This window comes from Acinetobacter sp. SA01 (assembly GCF_011319235.1).
Taxonomy (GTDB): Bacteria; Pseudomonadota; Gammaproteobacteria; order Pseudomonadales; family Moraxellaceae; genus Acinetobacter.
This window is the reverse complement of the sequence record NZ_WXXM01000008.1, coordinates 128,047-144,408: the sequence shown is the minus strand read 5'-3', so window position 1 is coordinate 144,408 and position 16,362 is coordinate 128,047. Positions and strand designations below refer to the sequence as shown.

Annotated in this window: 13 protein-coding genes and 1 pseudogene; 3 read left to right on the top strand and 11 right to left on the bottom strand. The window is 40.8% G+C overall.

What is annotated here, in order from left to right; genetic code table 11:
- Positions 1 to 236 precede the first annotated feature (236 nt).
- Positions 237 to 1,796 (bottom strand): phospholipase D family protein, encoded by a 1,560-nt coding sequence (locus GTU69_RS09575; RefSeq protein WP_166170064.1) that lies wholly within the window; start codon positions 1,794 to 1,796, stop codon positions 237 to 239.
- A gap of 121 nt (positions 1,797 to 1,917) precedes the next feature.
- Here GTU69_RS09575 and GTU69_RS09570 point away from each other — a divergent pair, with 121 nt between their 5' ends.
- Positions 1,918 to 3,033, top strand: coding sequence for an S-(hydroxymethyl)glutathione dehydrogenase/class III alcohol dehydrogenase (locus tag GTU69_RS09570; RefSeq protein WP_166170062.1), 1,116 nt, complete (start codon positions 1,918 to 1,920; stop codon positions 3,031 to 3,033).
- A 79-nt stretch (positions 3,034 to 3,112) separates the two neighbouring features.
- On the opposite strand, the gene GTU69_RS09565 is transcribed toward GTU69_RS09570, so the two are convergent.
- Positions 3,113 to 4,318: an amino acid aminotransferase gene (locus GTU69_RS09565; RefSeq protein WP_166170061.1), complete on the bottom strand. Its 1,206-nt coding sequence runs from the start codon at positions 4,316 to 4,318 to the stop codon at positions 3,113 to 3,115.
- A 622-nt stretch (positions 4,319 to 4,940) separates the two neighbouring features.
- Between GTU69_RS09565 and GTU69_RS09560 the strand changes: the two genes are divergently transcribed.
- The gene (locus GTU69_RS09560; RefSeq protein ID WP_166170059.1) at positions 4,941 to 6,002 is read left to right on the top strand and encodes a 3-deoxy-7-phosphoheptulonate synthase; all 1,062 of its coding nucleotides are present in this window, start codon (positions 4,941 to 4,943) and stop codon (positions 6,000 to 6,002) included.
- A gap of 333 nt (positions 6,003 to 6,335) precedes the next feature.
- Positions 6,336 to 7,532 carry a PilT/PilU family type 4a pilus ATPase gene (locus tag GTU69_RS09555; RefSeq protein WP_166170057.1) on the top strand — a complete coding sequence of 399 codons (1,197 nt, stop codon included), beginning with the start codon at positions 6,336 to 6,338 and terminating at the stop codon, positions 7,530 to 7,532.
- A gap of 154 nt (positions 7,533 to 7,686) precedes the next feature.
- Here the strand turns inward: GTU69_RS09555 and gcvH are convergent, their stop codons facing one another.
- The 9 genes and pseudogenes from gcvH to GTU69_RS09510 form a co-directional block, all read right to left on the bottom strand.
- Positions 7,687 to 8,061: a glycine cleavage system protein GcvH gene (gcvH, locus tag GTU69_RS09550; protein WP_086196973.1), complete on the bottom strand. Its 375-nt coding sequence runs from the start codon at positions 8,059 to 8,061 to the stop codon at positions 7,687 to 7,689.
- Between the two features lie 71 nt (positions 8,062 to 8,132).
- Positions 8,133 to 9,161, bottom strand: a complete 1,029-nt coding sequence (locus GTU69_RS09545) for an AraC family transcriptional regulator (protein ID WP_166170055.1) — start codon at positions 9,159 to 9,161, stop codon at positions 8,133 to 8,135.
- Positions 9,162 to 9,278: 117 nt separating this feature from the next.
- Positions 9,279 to 9,719, bottom strand: coding sequence for a MaoC family dehydratase (locus tag GTU69_RS09540; protein ID WP_166170053.1), 441 nt, complete (start codon positions 9,717 to 9,719; stop codon positions 9,279 to 9,281).
- On the bottom strand, positions 9,719 to 11,572 hold the full coding sequence (locus tag GTU69_RS09535; protein WP_166170051.1) for an ABC transporter ATP-binding protein: 1,854 nt from the start codon (positions 11,570 to 11,572) through the stop codon (positions 9,719 to 9,721). The genes GTU69_RS09540 and GTU69_RS09535 overlap by 1 nt, the downstream gene beginning before the upstream one ends.
- Positions 11,573 to 11,772: 200 nt before the next feature.
- Positions 11,773 to 12,030: pseudogene (locus GTU69_RS09530) on the bottom strand (IS5/IS1182 family transposase); the annotation flags it as partial.
- Positions 12,031 to 12,149: 119 nt separating this feature from the next.
- A complete protein-coding gene (locus GTU69_RS09525) occupies positions 12,150 to 13,571 on the bottom strand; it encodes a deoxyribodipyrimidine photo-lyase (protein ID WP_166170049.1) in 1,422 nt (473 codons plus the stop codon).
- Between the two features lie 92 nt (positions 13,572 to 13,663).
- The gene (locus GTU69_RS09520) at positions 13,664 to 14,920 is read right to left on the bottom strand and encodes a mechanosensitive ion channel domain-containing protein (RefSeq protein ID WP_166170047.1); all 1,257 of its coding nucleotides are present in this window, start codon (positions 14,918 to 14,920) and stop codon (positions 13,664 to 13,666) included.
- Positions 14,921 to 15,134: 214 nt separating this feature from the next.
- Positions 15,135 to 15,671, bottom strand: a complete 537-nt coding sequence (locus GTU69_RS09515; RefSeq protein ID WP_166170045.1) for a DUF2058 domain-containing protein — start codon at positions 15,669 to 15,671, stop codon at positions 15,135 to 15,137.
- Positions 15,672 to 15,685: 14 nt separating this feature from the next.
- Positions 15,686 to 16,360, bottom strand: a complete 675-nt coding sequence (locus GTU69_RS09510; RefSeq protein ID WP_166170043.1) for a YoaK family protein — start codon at positions 16,358 to 16,360, stop codon at positions 15,686 to 15,688.
- Between the last annotated feature and the right edge of the window lie 2 nt (positions 16,361 to 16,362).

The window sequence follows — 16,362 nt, the reverse complement described above, 5'->3', positions numbered from 1 at the left end:
CTGATTGATCTAAAATATATATAAATAACATTTAATTTCTTATAAGTCTTTGCAGAAATATTCATCAGGGAAGTGCCCAGTCTGATAGATGAGACAAGCCAGATTATAGACTTGCAGCTTTTATTAAGGCGGGTTGTGTAGATTCATGAGCACAATATGATCTCGTGCTGATCTTCCAGTACTCGATGATTTAGAAAGACAAGGCCTGTGCGTGTTTTAATGTCATTAATTTGTCATTACATCATCCATTCAATGGGGAGATATGACACCGCTTGCATGCTAAAACGCTGAAATCTGGTCGATTGGGGATCATGTGAATACTCTGTGCGAGTTCCATCTTTATGATGCTCTATCCAAATCACTTCACCTTGTGGATTAAGTTTCAATTCATAGGCAATAAGCGGTAAGTATTTATCTAAAGAGTCGGAAATTTGTTGTTGTAAAATAGTGGATTCGACCATCAGTCCTACTTCGCTATTCAAATTGGCAGAACGGGGATCAAAATTGGCAGAACCAATAAACACCATGCCATCTATATCCAAAAACTTGGCATGCAAACTGGAGGCATTTTTCCCCTTAGCTGGAATGACATTACCTGTCATCACTTCATACCAGGTCCGTTTATTGCGTTCGATATAGGGCTTAAATTCATATAGTTTTATCCCGTTTTTCAGTAAATCATGGCGATATTGTCTATAAAAGGCATGCACCAGAGGAACGTCATTGGCAAGGAATGAATTGGTCAGCACTCGAACATTCACGTTGTTTTGGGCTAAACCCGTTAAATAATCCCTGCCTTTTTTTGTGGGGACAAAATAGGCAGAGACCAGTTCCAGATGATGTTCAGGTTTTCCCACAAGCTGCATTATTTGACGGTAAATCAGTTGATTATCCGATGCCTGAGCGCGAATTTTATCGGGTGAATCTGCGACAAAATGTGCTTTTTCCCAGTTAATCGGACGATCTTTTAGATGTTCAGTGATCTGTTTTTCAGCCAGTTCAATCCGCCTTTTAAGCTGGTCTTTTTGTAAGGCAGTCAGCTCATAATATCGACGTAATTTGGCAAGCTGTTCTGGACGGCTTTTACCCAACAGCAGGGGTACAGGATAACTTAAATCATCACTCCAAAAGTCCTGAAATACTTTGTTGGCATGCTTCACGGCAGTGCCATAAAACAAAATGTCCATATCGGTAAACTGGAAAGACTCACTGGCTTCAAAGTATTCACGGCTAATGTTGCGGCCACCGGTCACCGCTATGGCACCATCGGCAATAATCAGCTTGTTATGCATACGGCGATTAATTTGTTTGAAACGAAAAATATAATCAAACACGCGCAGTTTTCTGGCCCTAAAGGTATAGGGATTAAAGATTTTAATTTCAAAGTTTGGATGTTGTGCCAATTGTTTTAAGGTAGCATCGAGTTGGGAACCGTTCTGGTCATCAATCAATAAACGGATTTTCACCCCACGATCAGCGGCTTTTAGCAATTCAGCCAGCATCAGGTGACCAATCGAGTCATCTTCCCAAATGTAGTACTGCAAATCGATATTATATTGTGCTTTATTAATCAGATGCAGCCTTGAAGCAATACTGGTAAAAGCATCATCTAAAGCAAGATAGGCGGTAAGGCCTTGGATAATTTGTGTATCTACATTGGAACCGTTTAACCAGTGCTCAGCATGCACCTGAATGGGAGACTGCTTTTTGGATTCATTCATCGGCAAACTGCACCCCATCATTGTAAAAATTGTAACAGCAAACATGACAGCATGCATGGATGGTCTAATCTGCATAATTGTTATGAAGTCATAAAGTTATAAGTACATATTATCATCATGTTATAGGTTGAATCGGACAATAAAAAGAGGTTACTGTAGCTCATCTGTTAAAGAACCCAAAAAGGATAAATTATTCATGAAATCACGTGCTGCAGTCGCATTTGGTCCAGGTCAACCGCTCCAAATTGTTGAAATTGATGTTGCTCCGCCAAAAGCAGGTGAGGTTTTGGTAAAAATTAGCCATACCGGCGTATGTCATACCGATGCCTTTACGTTATCGGGTGATGATCCTGAAGGCGTGTTTCCTGCAGTATTGGGCCATGAAGGCGCTGGTGTGGTGGTCGAAGTCGGTGAAGGTGTAACCAGCGTACAACCGGGTGATCACGTTATTCCACTGTATACTGCAGAATGTGGTGAATGTTTATTCTGTAAATCGGGTAAAACCAACCTCTGTGTAGCGGTTCGTGCAACCCAAGGTAAGGGTTTGATGCCAGATGGCACTACACGTTTTTCTTATAATGGTCAGCCGATTTACCATTATATGGGCTGCTCAACTTTCAGTGAATATACCGTGGTCGCTGAAGTCTCTTTGGCAAAAATTAACCCTGAAGCGAATCATGAGCATGTGTGTCTGCTGGGTTGTGGCGTAACCACAGGTTTAGGTGCAGTAAAAAATACCGCCAAGGTTCAGGAAGGAGATACCGTCGCTGTATTTGGTCTGGGTGGTATTGGTCTGGCTGTGGTGCAAGGTGCCAAAAAAGCCAAAGCCAGCCGCATTATTGCTATTGATACCAATCCTGAAAAATTCAAACTGGCTGAACAGTTTGGTGCGACAGAATTTTTAAATCCAAAAGATTATGACAAACCGATTCAGGAAGTGATTGTTGAAAAAACTGGTTGGGGTGTAGATCATTCTTTTGAATGTATTGGCAATACCAATGTGATGCGTTCTGCACTGGAATGTGCTCACCGTGGTTGGGGACAATCCATCATTATTGGGGTTGCGGGTGCAGGTCAGGAAATTTCAACCCGTCCATTCCAGCTGGTCACCGGCCGTACCTGGAAAGGCACCGCTTTTGGTGGCGTGAAAGGCCGTTCACAATTGCCAGGTATGGTAGAAGAAGCCATGAAAGGAGATATTCAGCTTGAACCGTTTGTCACTCATACCATGGGACTGGAAAAAATTAACGAAGCCTTTGAGTTAATGCATGATGGTAAATCGATTCGTACCGTGATCCATTTTGAAGACTAAAAATTCTCAAATAAAAACGAAATAAAAAAACGGGCAGATTGCCCGTTTTTTATATCAGCCTAAAGAAGTTCAGTCCAAATTAAGCAGTGGCTTTAATGACTTCAGCAATCGATTCCGCCACATAATCAATATTGCTTAAATTCAGACCTGCAACACACATACGGCCACTACGCACCAGATAAATGCCGTATTGATCTTTCAAGATATCGACCTGTTCAGCACTCAGCCCGGTATAGCTAAACATGCCTTGCTGTTTGACCAGATAGCTAAAGTCACGCTCTGGTAAGGCTTGGCTGAGTTTATCTTTTAAAATGTGACGCATTTGAATAATACGTTCCCGCATTTCTTTCAGTTCAGTTTGCCACATCGCGGTAAGTTTCTCGTCATGCAAGACATTATTGACTAACAATGCCCCAGTCGTTGCCGGACTGGAATAAATACGGCGTACAGTCGCTTTGAGCTGGCCCAATACTTTTTGTGCAGTGGCCGAATCGTCACAGACAAAAGTTAAACCGCCTATACGTTCACCATAGAGCGAGAAAATTTTAGAGAATGAATTGCTGACAATAAAATTCATGCCTGCTTTATCCAAGGCACGAATCGCATAGGCATCTTCTTCTAGTCCTTGCCCAAAACCTTGATAGGCAATATCCAAGAAGGGAATCAGATCCTGTTGTTTTAGTACAGCAATCACCTGATCCCATTCAGCAGGCGTCAAGTCTGCACCCGTCGGGTTATGGCAACATGGATGTAATAACACAATACTTTTTGCCGGTAGCTGGCTTAATTTTTCCAGCATCGCTGGCACATTGACGCCATTGGTCGCTGCATCAAAATAAGGGTAGAAATGCGAGTGAATGCCGGCACCATTAAAAATGGCAATATGATTTTCCCAGGTCGGCTGGCTGACCCAAACATCAGATTCAGGAAAATATTTTTTCAGAAAATCCGCCCCAACTTTAAGCGCGCCAGAACCGCCTAAAGTCTGGATGGTCACCGCATGTCCATCACGGCGCGCCGGACTATTTTCTCCCAATACCAGCGCTTGAGTAGCCTGATTATAAGGTTTTAAGCCATCCATCGGTAAATACAGCTTAACCTGTTCATTGCTTGTTTCAATATTCTTATACGCTGCTTTGACCGCTTCAAGTTGAGGCACAATATTGTCTTCATTGTAATAAAGCCCAATACTTAAATTCACTTTTTGTGTCCGTTCATCTTTAGCAAATTCTTCCATTAAAGAAAGAATCGGATCACCTGCATACGCATCAACATGTTGGAACATGAATACATCCTTCGTTATATGGAGTAAAACAAATCAAGCCTTCGGTATAGAATACATTTTATCTTTTAATGCCAATGGATGGTCTTTTATTTTGATAGAAACTGCTCAGCAGTTGAAATATTAAAAAATTATCTAAAGCACGCTAACAATAGAAAAGGATTAGATTTTAAGTTAGAAGCCAAGTTTTATTTGTAAACAATGTATAAGCAAAAGTTTAATGATTGATATAGTTTTATTTTAAATAAAACTATTGTCAAATATGGCAATACAGCGTATTTTAATTTCAAGATACATACTTTTTTGAAGAAATAAAGATGTTAAAGCAACCTGTACTCTCAAACGCAACTTATTACTTTTGGCAATTTAGATAATTGCCTGAATGTGTTCGGGCAAGAAAAGGTTGCCCACCAAGTTTATAACCTGATCGGGCAACCCTGATCAGGTTTTTTTTATATCTTATTTTTTACATTTTGGGAGTTTAGACATGCAAACATTAAATTATTCATACTTTAGCAATTTTTATTGGTTTTACTTTAGTCAATTGATGACTCTTCACACGCAATCCATTAGACCCATAACGCTTAAATAAAAGATTGGACTGAATAGTCCCCAGGAAAGACCAATGAATGCTTTAAATACTGCTTTACAACAAACTCAAATAACTGCAAAAGAAACCATTTTAACTTTGCCTCACCAATTGAAGGCACAATTGCCATTATCGAATAAATTGGCGCAACAAATTGCTGCGCAGCGTCAAACCATTGAAAATATATTGGCAGGCAAGGACCATCGTTTGATGGTGGTGACAGGCCCATGTTCGATTCACGATCCCGTGGCTGTACTTGAATATGCGCATAAATTACAACAATTACAAAGCCAGGTGTCAGATCAGATTTTCCTGGTGATGCGTGCCTATATTGAAAAACCGCGTACTACCATAGGCTGGAAAGGCTTCCTGTATGACCCAAATTTAGATGGCTCATCCAATATGCAATTGGGACTAGAAAAATCACGTGAGTTGTATCTACAAATTATTGAAATAGGTTTGCCGATTGCTTCGGAAATATTAAGCCCAATGGCGACTGCGTATTTCGATGATTTACTGGCATGGGGTGCTATTGGTGCACGGACCAGTGAATCTCAGATTCATCGTGAAATTTCCAGTCATATGCCATACAGCATCGGTTTCAAAAATGGCACCGATGGCTCCATTCAAATTGCACTGGATGCTATTCAATCTGCATCGCATCCACATCAATTCCTGGGGCTGGGCCAATCCGGTTTACCTTGTATTTTAGAGTCGCAGGGCAATCCAAAAGCACATTTAATTTTACGCGGTGCAAATTCAGGTCCCAATTACCAGCTGGCGGAAATTGAAAAGATCAAAGAAAAATGCAAAGGTGAATTACCGGCTTTGGTGATTGACTGCAGTCATGGCAATAGCCACAAAGATCCGCTTTTACAGCCTCAAGTGCTCAAGACGATTATTACGGAACGTACTCAAAGTCAGGTTCGTGGGGTAATGCTGGAAAGTCACCTGGTTGATGGTCAGCAAAAGATTTCCTGTGATATGACTTATGGTCAGTCTGTAACAGATGGCTGTCTGGGTTGGGATAAAACCCAGCAAATTTTGCTGGAGGCGGCAGATTCACTGCGTGTTTCTCGATTAAAACGGAGTGCCTGATTTTCTACAAAAAGTTTATCGATGATCAATAATCTATAAATAATGTTGTGATAAAGCCCCTGAATTTAGGGGCTTTTTTCTTGCTACAGATCTATTTTTGTTATCTGGTTAATTTTAAACCACGCGTTTATTGATGTTGTATGCAATTTCTATTCATACTTTTAACCAGTTAAAAATAACAAAGTTGAGTACTTTACTATGTTTATGCACAATAGGGAAAAATAGTAATCAATAAAACATGAATTGTTTCTTCACGACTGAGATAAGCATTTAAATAAATTAAACCAATTTCAGTATGCGTGGATCATAGAAACAATTCTCATTGGGGAATATATGTATAGTACGGAATTACTGGAAGAAGCGCGTAAAATGATGTTCCATATGCTGACTAAGGTGGTGGAATATGGCGGCTCGGATTTATTTATTTCAGCAGATTTTCCACCGAGTATTAAACATCAGGGCTTAATGAAATCGCTTGGCCAGCAGGCATTGACTGCCGACAAGACCAAGTTGTTTGCCTATAGTTTAATGAATGAAAAACAGAGGCATGAGTTTGAAACCGAGCTGGAATGTAATTTTGCCATTAGTGTTCCCAATGTTTCGCGCTTTCGTGTCAATGTATTCCAGCAGCAATTACATGTAGGGATGGTAATACGAACCATTACCGCAGAAATTCCAAATTTTGACCAGTTAAAGCTTCCCGAGTCCTTAAAGCATGTGATGATGGCAAAACGCGGTCTGATACTTGTGGTCGGTGCAACCGGATCGGGTAAATCGACTTCTTTAGCCGCCATGATTGATCATCGTAATGAAAATTCTGCCGGGCACATTATTACCGTGGAAGATCCGGTGGAATATGTGCATAAGCATAAGAAATCGATGATTACCCACCGCGAAGTCGGCGTGGATAGTCATTCATGGCACAATGCCTTGAAGAATACCTTGCGTCAGGCACCGGATGTCATTTTAATTGGTGAAATCCGTGATACCGAAACCATGGAACATGCCATTGCCTTTGCCGAAACCGGACATTTATGTTTAGGTACTTTACATGCCAATAATGCCAATCAGGCGCTGGATCGAATTATCAACTTTTTCCCAGAAGAACGTCGCAATCAATTGTTGATGGATTTATCTTCCAATATGAAGGCGATTATTTCACAGCGTTTGGTGCGTACTGAAGATGGACGTGGACGTCGTGCAGCCATTGAAATTCTACTGAATACGCCATTAATTGGTGATCTTATTCTGAAAGGCCAGTTTCATGAACTCAAAGAAATCATGAAAAAATCCCGTGAATTGGGTATGCAAACATTCGATCAGGCTTTATATGATTTATATAATGAGGGTGCGATCAGTTATGAAGAAGCATTGCGTAATGCCGACTCCATGAATGAATTGCGCTTGCAGATTAAATTGAAAAGTAACAGACAGGATCAAACGGTTCCAGGTTCAGCTGCATCATTCAGTATGCTGCAAGATAAAGATCCGGAAGAGAATCAAGCTAAGACAGGCCCGGAAACACCTTAATCATAAATGTCTGAAGTTAGATACTTTTTTATTAAAAAATTTGAGCTTTCTTCTTCAATTTGCTCTTTCAAAGATTATTTTTTTAAAGAGTACTGCATTTTCCTGACAATAAAAAAATCAGCCATACAGGCTGATTTTTTTATTTAAAGCAGTATTACAAACCTGCTTCATATTCACTACTGGAAAGCAGTTTTTCTACATCCGCCATGTTGTCTGGCTTGATTTTATAAATCCAACCCTTGCCATAAGGGTCATCATTGACAAAATCGGGATCATCTTCAAGTGCTGAGTTTACTTCAACCACTTCACCTGAAACAGGTGCATGAATATCAGAAGCCGTTTTCACTGATTCAACTACGCCTGCCTGTTCACCGGCAGTGATTTTCTGACCCACTTCTGGCGCTTCAACATACACCAGGTCGCCCAAAGCATCCTGTGCATGGTCGGAAATCCCAGTAATAACCAGATCACCTTCAATTTTGACCCATTCGTGTGTACTTGCATACTTTAACTCTGAAGGGTGATTCATGGATGACTCCTTTAAAATATTCAAATCATTTTTGCCATGTTTTATACATGTTTTTTGATAAAAACAAAAGTTTATAGATAAGGATCTTTACGCCAATTGCTTGGACTACGCCCACTCCAACGCTTAAATGCACGGCTGAAATTGGCGACATCGCTATAACCAATTTCATCAGCAATCTGCTCAAGCGTGTAATCAGTACGTGACAGCAGGGAAGTGGCATGCCGATAACGTACTTCATCCACCAATGTAGAAAATGAGGTGCCTTCGGCTGCCAGTTGACGTTTCAGGGTACGATCTGACATATGCAGCCGATCTGCCACATTTTCAATACTTAAATAATGCTGTTCAGAATTGGTCAAAATGTCACGCACCCGCATGGCCAGACGGCGACGTTCGCCCAAGGCAGACAGTTCTGCTTCACACTGGTTAATCGCAATCTGGCTGGCAATCGGGTCAGCATTGACCATTTTCAAGCTCAGATATTTTTTATCAAAACTGCTTAATAAATGTGGCTGTTCGAAACGGAACTGATGCGATGGAAATTTTGCCATATAACGTTCAAAATCGGGCGGTTTGGGAAAATCAAAATCAATCTCCCCGGACAGGTCCTCACAACCGGTCAGGGCTTTAGCCATGGTAATAATGCCAAAGGTCAGGGCAATGGCAATTTCAGTGCGCAAGGGTTCAATATCAAAATCACACTGCAACTGTAAAGTCGCTTTTTCACCAAAGGTAGAAAAATAAAGTTGTAAAAATGGCATACGCAGCTGGATAAACCGGTTCGCTAGTATCAGGGCATCAGTAATGTCATGTGCCGTCATAATGGCATAACCAATAAAACCATGAATCGAGATACGCATCTGGGTTCCCAAATGGAAACCCAAAGTCGGTTCGCCGGTTAAACGTAGAGCATGCTTGACCAGTTCATTGGCAACGGGTGTCGGAATACGAAAGTTGGGGTCTGCCAGCTGTTCACTGTTTAAATGAAACGGGGTGAAGAGTGCTTCAGCAGTGTAGCCCCAACGGGATACCACATCTAACAGCAGCAGTCCATAAACACCCGGTATGCCTTGATCCTGTCTTGGAGAAATCGTTTTCATGCGCCATCCATTGCATTCATTCGTTTTTCTATTTGTAGATGCCATATTGGCATGAGTTGAAACAGTATTCGATTAAAATTGTTGGACAATATTTTTAAAGCCTGAAAATTATTCAGGCTAAACATCTTTTTTAAAGACCACAATTTTAGTGGTTGAAATAAGTAATACATCATGGTTCTGATTGAATGCCTGAGTCACATAACTGACTATAGCGCGGTCATTTTTACTTTTTGATGGCGTAATTGCTACAATTTCCACTTCAACATGAACCTTATCGCCAGGACGGGTCGGACGTGGCCAGCGCAGACTGGATTCCGAACCAATCAGACCGTAAGCGACCGGAAAACACTCAGTCCATAAACGCATGGTCACTGCACAGGTGTGCCAGCCACTGGCAGCAATGCCCTGAAAAACAGGATGTGCTTTGGCCTCATGTTCATCAGTATGAAAAACTTGAGGATCATAAGCATGTGCAAACTGTTTAATTTCTTCTAAGGTCATTTCATATTCACGGCTAATGAATCGATCACCCACTTTTATATCTTCTAAATACAGCATCAATACATATCCTTTTTCTTCAATGCCTGTTGTTCGATTAAAAAACTTCCCGTCTGTCTTTGCCACAAATGTGCATAAATACCACCCAGCGCAACCAGTTCTTCATGCGTGCCTTGCTCTACAATGTTACCTTCATCGAGCACAATCAAACGGTCCATTTGTGCAATGGTGGATAGTCGATGGGCAATCGCAATCACGGTTTTACCTTGCATCAGTTCATCCAGACTGGATTGAATTGCCGCTTCTACTTCAGAATCTAAGGCACTGGTGGCTTCGTCTAAAATCAGGATTGGCGCATCTTTCAAAAACACCCGGGCAATGGCGATACGCTGGCGTTGACCACCAGACAGTTTTACGCCACGTTCACCCACATAGGCTTCATATCCAGTTTTGCCACGCAAATCAGTGAGCTGTGGAATAAAATCTTCCGCCTTGGCTTTGCGCACGGCTTCAAACATCTCTTCATCTGTTGCATCGGGACGGCCATATTTAATATTTTCAGCCACGGTACGATGTAACAAAGAGGTATCCTGAGTTACAAAAGCAATATTTTTACGCAAACTGTCCTGAGTCACATCTTGAATATTTTGACCATCGATCGAAATACGACCTTGGTTAATATTATAAAAATGCAATAACAGTTGAATCAGGGTCGATTTTCCTGCACCAGAGCGGCCGACAATTCCAATTTTTTCTCCCGGTTTAATGGTTAAATTAAAATGATCAATCACATTTTTATTCTGATAAGCAAAACTGACATCTTCAAATTTAATTTCACCATGCTGTACCTGTAAAGGTTGCGCATCCGGTTTGTCCTGAATGTGAATTGGACGTCCCAAGGTTTTCATACCATCCTGAATGGTTCCGACATTTTCGAACAGTGCGGATGACTGCCACATCATAAATTCGGCAATACTGTTGAGTTTTAAAATCATGGCGGTCGTTGCAGCAATAATACCGAGTTCGGCCTGACCGTTGATCCATAACCAGATGGCGGTACCTAAAACGCCACCATATAAAACCACACTGAGTAAATTGATGCTGATCTCATACTGTGTGCCCAGGCGCATTTGCTTATATACCGTGATCATGAAATCTTGCATGGATGCTTTGGCATACTTGCTTTCACGCCCAGCATGTGCAAATAGTTTTACGGTTTGAATATTGGTGTAAGCATCGGTAACACGACCGGTCATGATTGCACGGGCATCGGCCTGCTGGCTTGAAATCTGGCTTAAACGTGGAATAAAAAAGCAGGCAGCACAAATAAACAGTACCAGCCAAAGCAGCAGAGGCAAAATCAGCAACGGAGAAATTGCCCCCAGAACCAGACTGATCGTGACAAAGTAGATCAGAACATAGGCAAGCATATCACCCAAAATCACCCAGAATTCACGTACCGCCAGTGAAGTCTGCATTACTTTGGCAGATAAACGTCCGGCAAAGTCGTTGTGAAAAAAGTCCAAACTTTGCTGTAACAGTAAATTATGGAAACGCCAGCGTAAACGCATGGGAAAAGTACTGTATAAAATTTGATGCTTGATAATAGACTGCATATTGGCAAATAAGATATTGGCCAGCAGAATGCAGCTCAAGATCGTAAGATTTTGGCTATGTTCAGCCAAAAAAGTGTCTGGTTGACTCTTGCTTAGCCAGTTCACTAAATCACCGATTTTAGAATAAAGAAAGGCTTCAAAACTTGCAGCAGCTGCAGTAAACAGCACCAGCAACAATAAATAAGGGCGCACACCTTGAGCGGCTTGCCAGACAAAAGGGAAAAAACGGGTAGGAAGTGGTTCGTTTAAACCTTTGGATGGATAAGGATCGACGAGTTTTTCAAACCACTGCAACATGCGAATTTCCTTGAGTAAATGGCTGTTAGGTTGAATATTATTGCAACTTTAATAGTATAAATAATAATTTAATGAATATCTAAAAGTCTGATTAAATCAGTAAACTTTTCATTTTAACGGCTTTGTTAGATAAATATTTAAAAGCTGAATTTACTCCAAATCATTAAAATTTAGGAGATCACTTGGGTATGAGGTCTACCTCACTCGGTAAATTTGTTCAGTACAGCCACACATACATGAATTTCATTAACCTGGCTTTGAAAATGTCTTGAAGTCAATTGATCACCTAACAATTTGATACAGTGCATTTTGGCGTTAGCTAAACTTCGTCGATGATAGCCCGATCATTTTTTTCAGAAAGTTCTACCTGAGAAACACTGCTTCGCAAGATTAATGGTTTGAATTAATTCATTTCGATCAATTGAACTGATTTTAGAATCTTTTTAGGGCTTTGCATTGTTTTAGGTGGATTCTCCTCAGCACCTTAAAGCAGCATTCAACTGAAACGATTTGTAGATTACATTAGTTTTGGGTCTCGCCCTGATTGAGCAGGGCGATTCTTTAATATTGCCAAAAGTCAGATTGCCTTAAACGCCTCTATGGCACGCTTGCGCGATAAGCTTAAATCCACAATTGCCCGTGGGTAATTTAATTTTCGCACCTGTGGGTAAGCATAAGGATCATGGATTTTTTTTGCATCCAGATGCGCCAGTTCCGGTACCCATGTGCGGATATAATCGCCATTTGGATCAAACTTTTGCGATTGGGTGATAGGGTTGAAGATTCGAAAATAGGGTACTGCATCGGTTCCCGTTGAAGCACACCACTGCCAGCCTCCATTGTTGGCTGCCAAATTGCCATCAATTAAATGCTGCATGAACCATTTTTCACCCAGACGCCAGTCAATCAGCAGGTTCTTGGTCAAAAACATGGCCGTAATCATGCGTACCCGATTATGCATCCAGCCCGTTTGTAGCAACTGACGCATACCGGCATCTACAATCGGGATTCCAGTTTGACCTTGTTGCCAGGCATGCAGGTCTTGTTCAGCATTACGCCATTGAATCTTCTCAGTATTGCTTTTAAAAGGTTGATGTTTGGAAACGGCAGGAAACTGATAAAGAATGTGTTGATAGAACTCACGCCACAACAATTCATCTAGCCAGGTTTGTTGTCCCGCGTTGTCTATATGAAAATGACCGTTTTGCTTTCTAAACACAGCTTGTAGACATTGTCTGATTGAAACCGTACCGATATTTAAATAAGGAGACAGTTGACTGGTCGAATTGAGGTGAGGGAAATCACGTTCTTGTTGATAGTGTTGCATTTTAGAGTCAATAAAATTGTCCAAAACATTCAGTGCATAGTCTTCCGTCACCGGCCAAAGCTGCTGTAATTGATCCGAGGCTGAACTTTGCATATAGGTTAATGCACTGATTTTTGTATTTTCTGATTCCAGGTTCAGCTCTATTTTTTCCTGCTTTGCCACTGCTGGATAACATTGCGGTAGGCCAATGCCAAGTAATTCATAACAGCGTTTTTTAAACGCACTAAACACTTGATAAGGCTGATTAGATTTATTTGTGATTGAACCGACAGGAAAAATCGTCTGGTCATGATAAAGCTCAAACGGGATCTGATGCTTTTCCAGATTTTGTTGCGTTTGGGCATCTCGTTTTAATTCATTCACTCCAATTTCAATATTGGCATGTACAGCGTCAATACCAAGTCGCAGACAAAGCTGTAGCATCTCATTGGGGACATCTTTCCATAAAGGAATATTTTTAATCAGCAATGGGACGTTCAGTCGATTAAGCTGTGCTTCGAGCGTTTCCAGTTGGCGTAAATAAAATATTTGTTTGGCAGGGCTGTCATCATGTTGTTGCCATTGCTCAGGTGAGAGAATCACCAAGGCAACACAGTTTCCAGATTGAGCTGCATGCCAAAGTGCAGCATGGTCTTGTATACGCAAGTCCTGTCGAAACCATATTAATTGCATGAACGGGGGATGCCTTATTTTCAGTTGAATCATTCAAGTACAAATAAGAATAATAGCAATACGTTTTAACTATTGCATCAGCCCGTTTGTTTTTAAAGTTCGGTTTGATCTGCTGAACGTGCCGTGAATTGCCTGAAATCAGCACCGGATGGTGCCTGATAGACTCTTAAACCAAATTCCGGGACAATTGCAATCAAATGATCAAAGATATCAGACTGTATCGCCTCATAATCTTTCCATACTGTCGTATTTGCAAAAGCATAAATTTCCAGGGGCAAACCTTCACTGGTCGGCTGTAATTGTCGAATAATCAGCGATTGGTTTTGCGCGATGCCTGAATGCTGTTTTAAGTAAAACTCAACATAGGCGCGGAAGGTACCTAAATTGGTTAAACGGCGCTGATTGTATAAAGATTGGTTCGATAGTTGCTGGTTAAAGCTTTCCAGCTCATCATGTTTGCTATTTAAATATTGATCCAGCAATAAAAAATCTTTTAGTTTTTGCTGCTCATCCGGTGTCATAAAATGCACACTACTTTGATCAATAAAGATGGACCTTTTGATGCGGCGCACTCCAGCATACGCCATACCGCGCCAGTTTTTAAAAGTATCTGTTACCAGCTTATTGGTTGGAATAGTGGTTAAGGTTTTGTCAAAATTTTGCACGGTAATGGTATGTAATGACATATCAATGACATCACCGTCGGCATTCAGTGAAGGCATCTCGATCCAGTCACCAATTCGCACCATGTCATAAGATGAAATTTGTACTGAGGCTACCAAGGAGAGAATGGTATTTTGAAATATCAACATCAGTACTGCTGCCATGGCACCAAAACCTGCCAGCAGAGTAAAGACATCTTTTTTGAGGAAAGTACCTAAAATCATCAAGCCACAGACAATAAAGATAATCAGCTTAACCAGCTGTAAATAACCTTTAATCGGCTTGTTTTTTGATTTGGGATTACGTTGATAAACCAGATTGAAAATACTTAAAAATTCACTGATGGCTAAAGCAAGAGTGAGAAAAATAAAAGCCTGTGCCGCCATCTGAATCAAAACAGTTACTTTTTCTGAAAGATGCGGAACAGTGACAATACCATTCATAATCACAATCGCTGGCACAATGTTTGAAACCCGGCGGATAACACTATGCTGGGCAAAAATGTCCTGATTGACAAATTTCATCTTGGAAATCAGTTTGCGGATACCCCGAACCACGACTTGCTTGGCAATAAAATTTGCCAGGAGTGCCAGTAAAATTAAAATACTGAGAGAGGTGAGCATTTCTAGCCATGGATAGTGATCTGACCAGTCCTGAATATTTTGTATGAATGCCAATTGTTCCAAAAAATTACCCTGAATTTTTTAAATTATGGAATAGTGTATAGCGTTATTTTTTGATTATTATAAAGATAACGTTTTATATACATGAACTCAAACAAAATTCACCAGCTGGGCTGATGCTGAAATTACTTAATTTCTTATCATTATTCTGTTCTTGTTATCTATGCCAATACGAATACTGGCATAGTGAATTCCTTCAACGATTGATGAACTGGACTTACCACATTAAATCATCAGGAATGACGTAGGCTGCATATGGATCGTCTTCATCGGTGGTCTGTTCATTCTTTTCAGAATTGTTGACAATAATGAAGCCTTCCATCTTGTCGTTAATGCGCTCTGCCAAGGCTTTAGGCAAAACGGCATAACTATCTGCTTCTTTGGCAATAATGAGTGAACCTGCAACCAGCGCATTGTAAATCTGCTGATTGAGATAAATCTTTTTGACTTTATTGTCATCAATAAACTGGTAGGCCACTTCGCCATCGGTGTCTTTAATTTTATGCTGATTGATCATTTGAACAATGGCAGCTTTTAATTCTTTACCCTGTAACAGGCGTTTTTTTTCTAAATCCAGCGCCTGATCGCGAGCCAGCTTTTCTTGCTGGTCTTGAGCAATTTTGGCCTTTAATTCAGCTTCATTGCTTTGTCCGGTACGTTGCTCATGTATGGCCTGTTTTGACAGTTTTTTAGCCTTTTTATTATCGACTAAACCCGCTTTTAGCAATTGAGCCTGTAATGCATTTTTGACCATAATAAATTCCGATATTACTCTTGAGTCTGCCGATAACGATAATAAATAACCCAATAAATCAAGCTAAGTGTCCAGCTTAACATCACTGGGACAAGGTAGGCATGCAATTTTAAATAAGGATAAATCACGCTGGCAAGTAGACCGCCAATGAAAAATCCAAATAAAATGAGCAAGTGCAGAATAATACGTCTACGTTCTACTTTTAGTCCCCGTAACCTGTAGCCTAAAGCCAAGCCCAAATCGGTCAAAACACCCGATAAGTGGGTTGTACGAATAATCGTACCTTTATAATGACTGACCATAGCATTCTGGATCCCCATGGCACCACATGCCCAAAGTAAGGCATAACGCGGGAAATAGGGAAGTAAAAGCCAACATAACAGGATAAAAAAAGCCACCAGACTTAAGGGAAAACCGTAGCGGCGTCCTAACTTAAACTGACTATTTCCTAGTATAAATCCACTATAAAATGAACCAATGACATAGCATAGAATAACCAGGATTAAGTAAAGGATGTGTTCAGGTTCCCACTTGAGTAAAGCCATGGCCAACATGCTGACATTTCCGGTCATATGGGAAACGGACTGATGCAGCACAGTCACCAGTCCGAGAACGTTAATCATTCCTGCATTGACTGCAAGAAAAAAAGCCCCTAATTGAACCCAGAGCGGTAAAGTTTGAAAAGGCATAA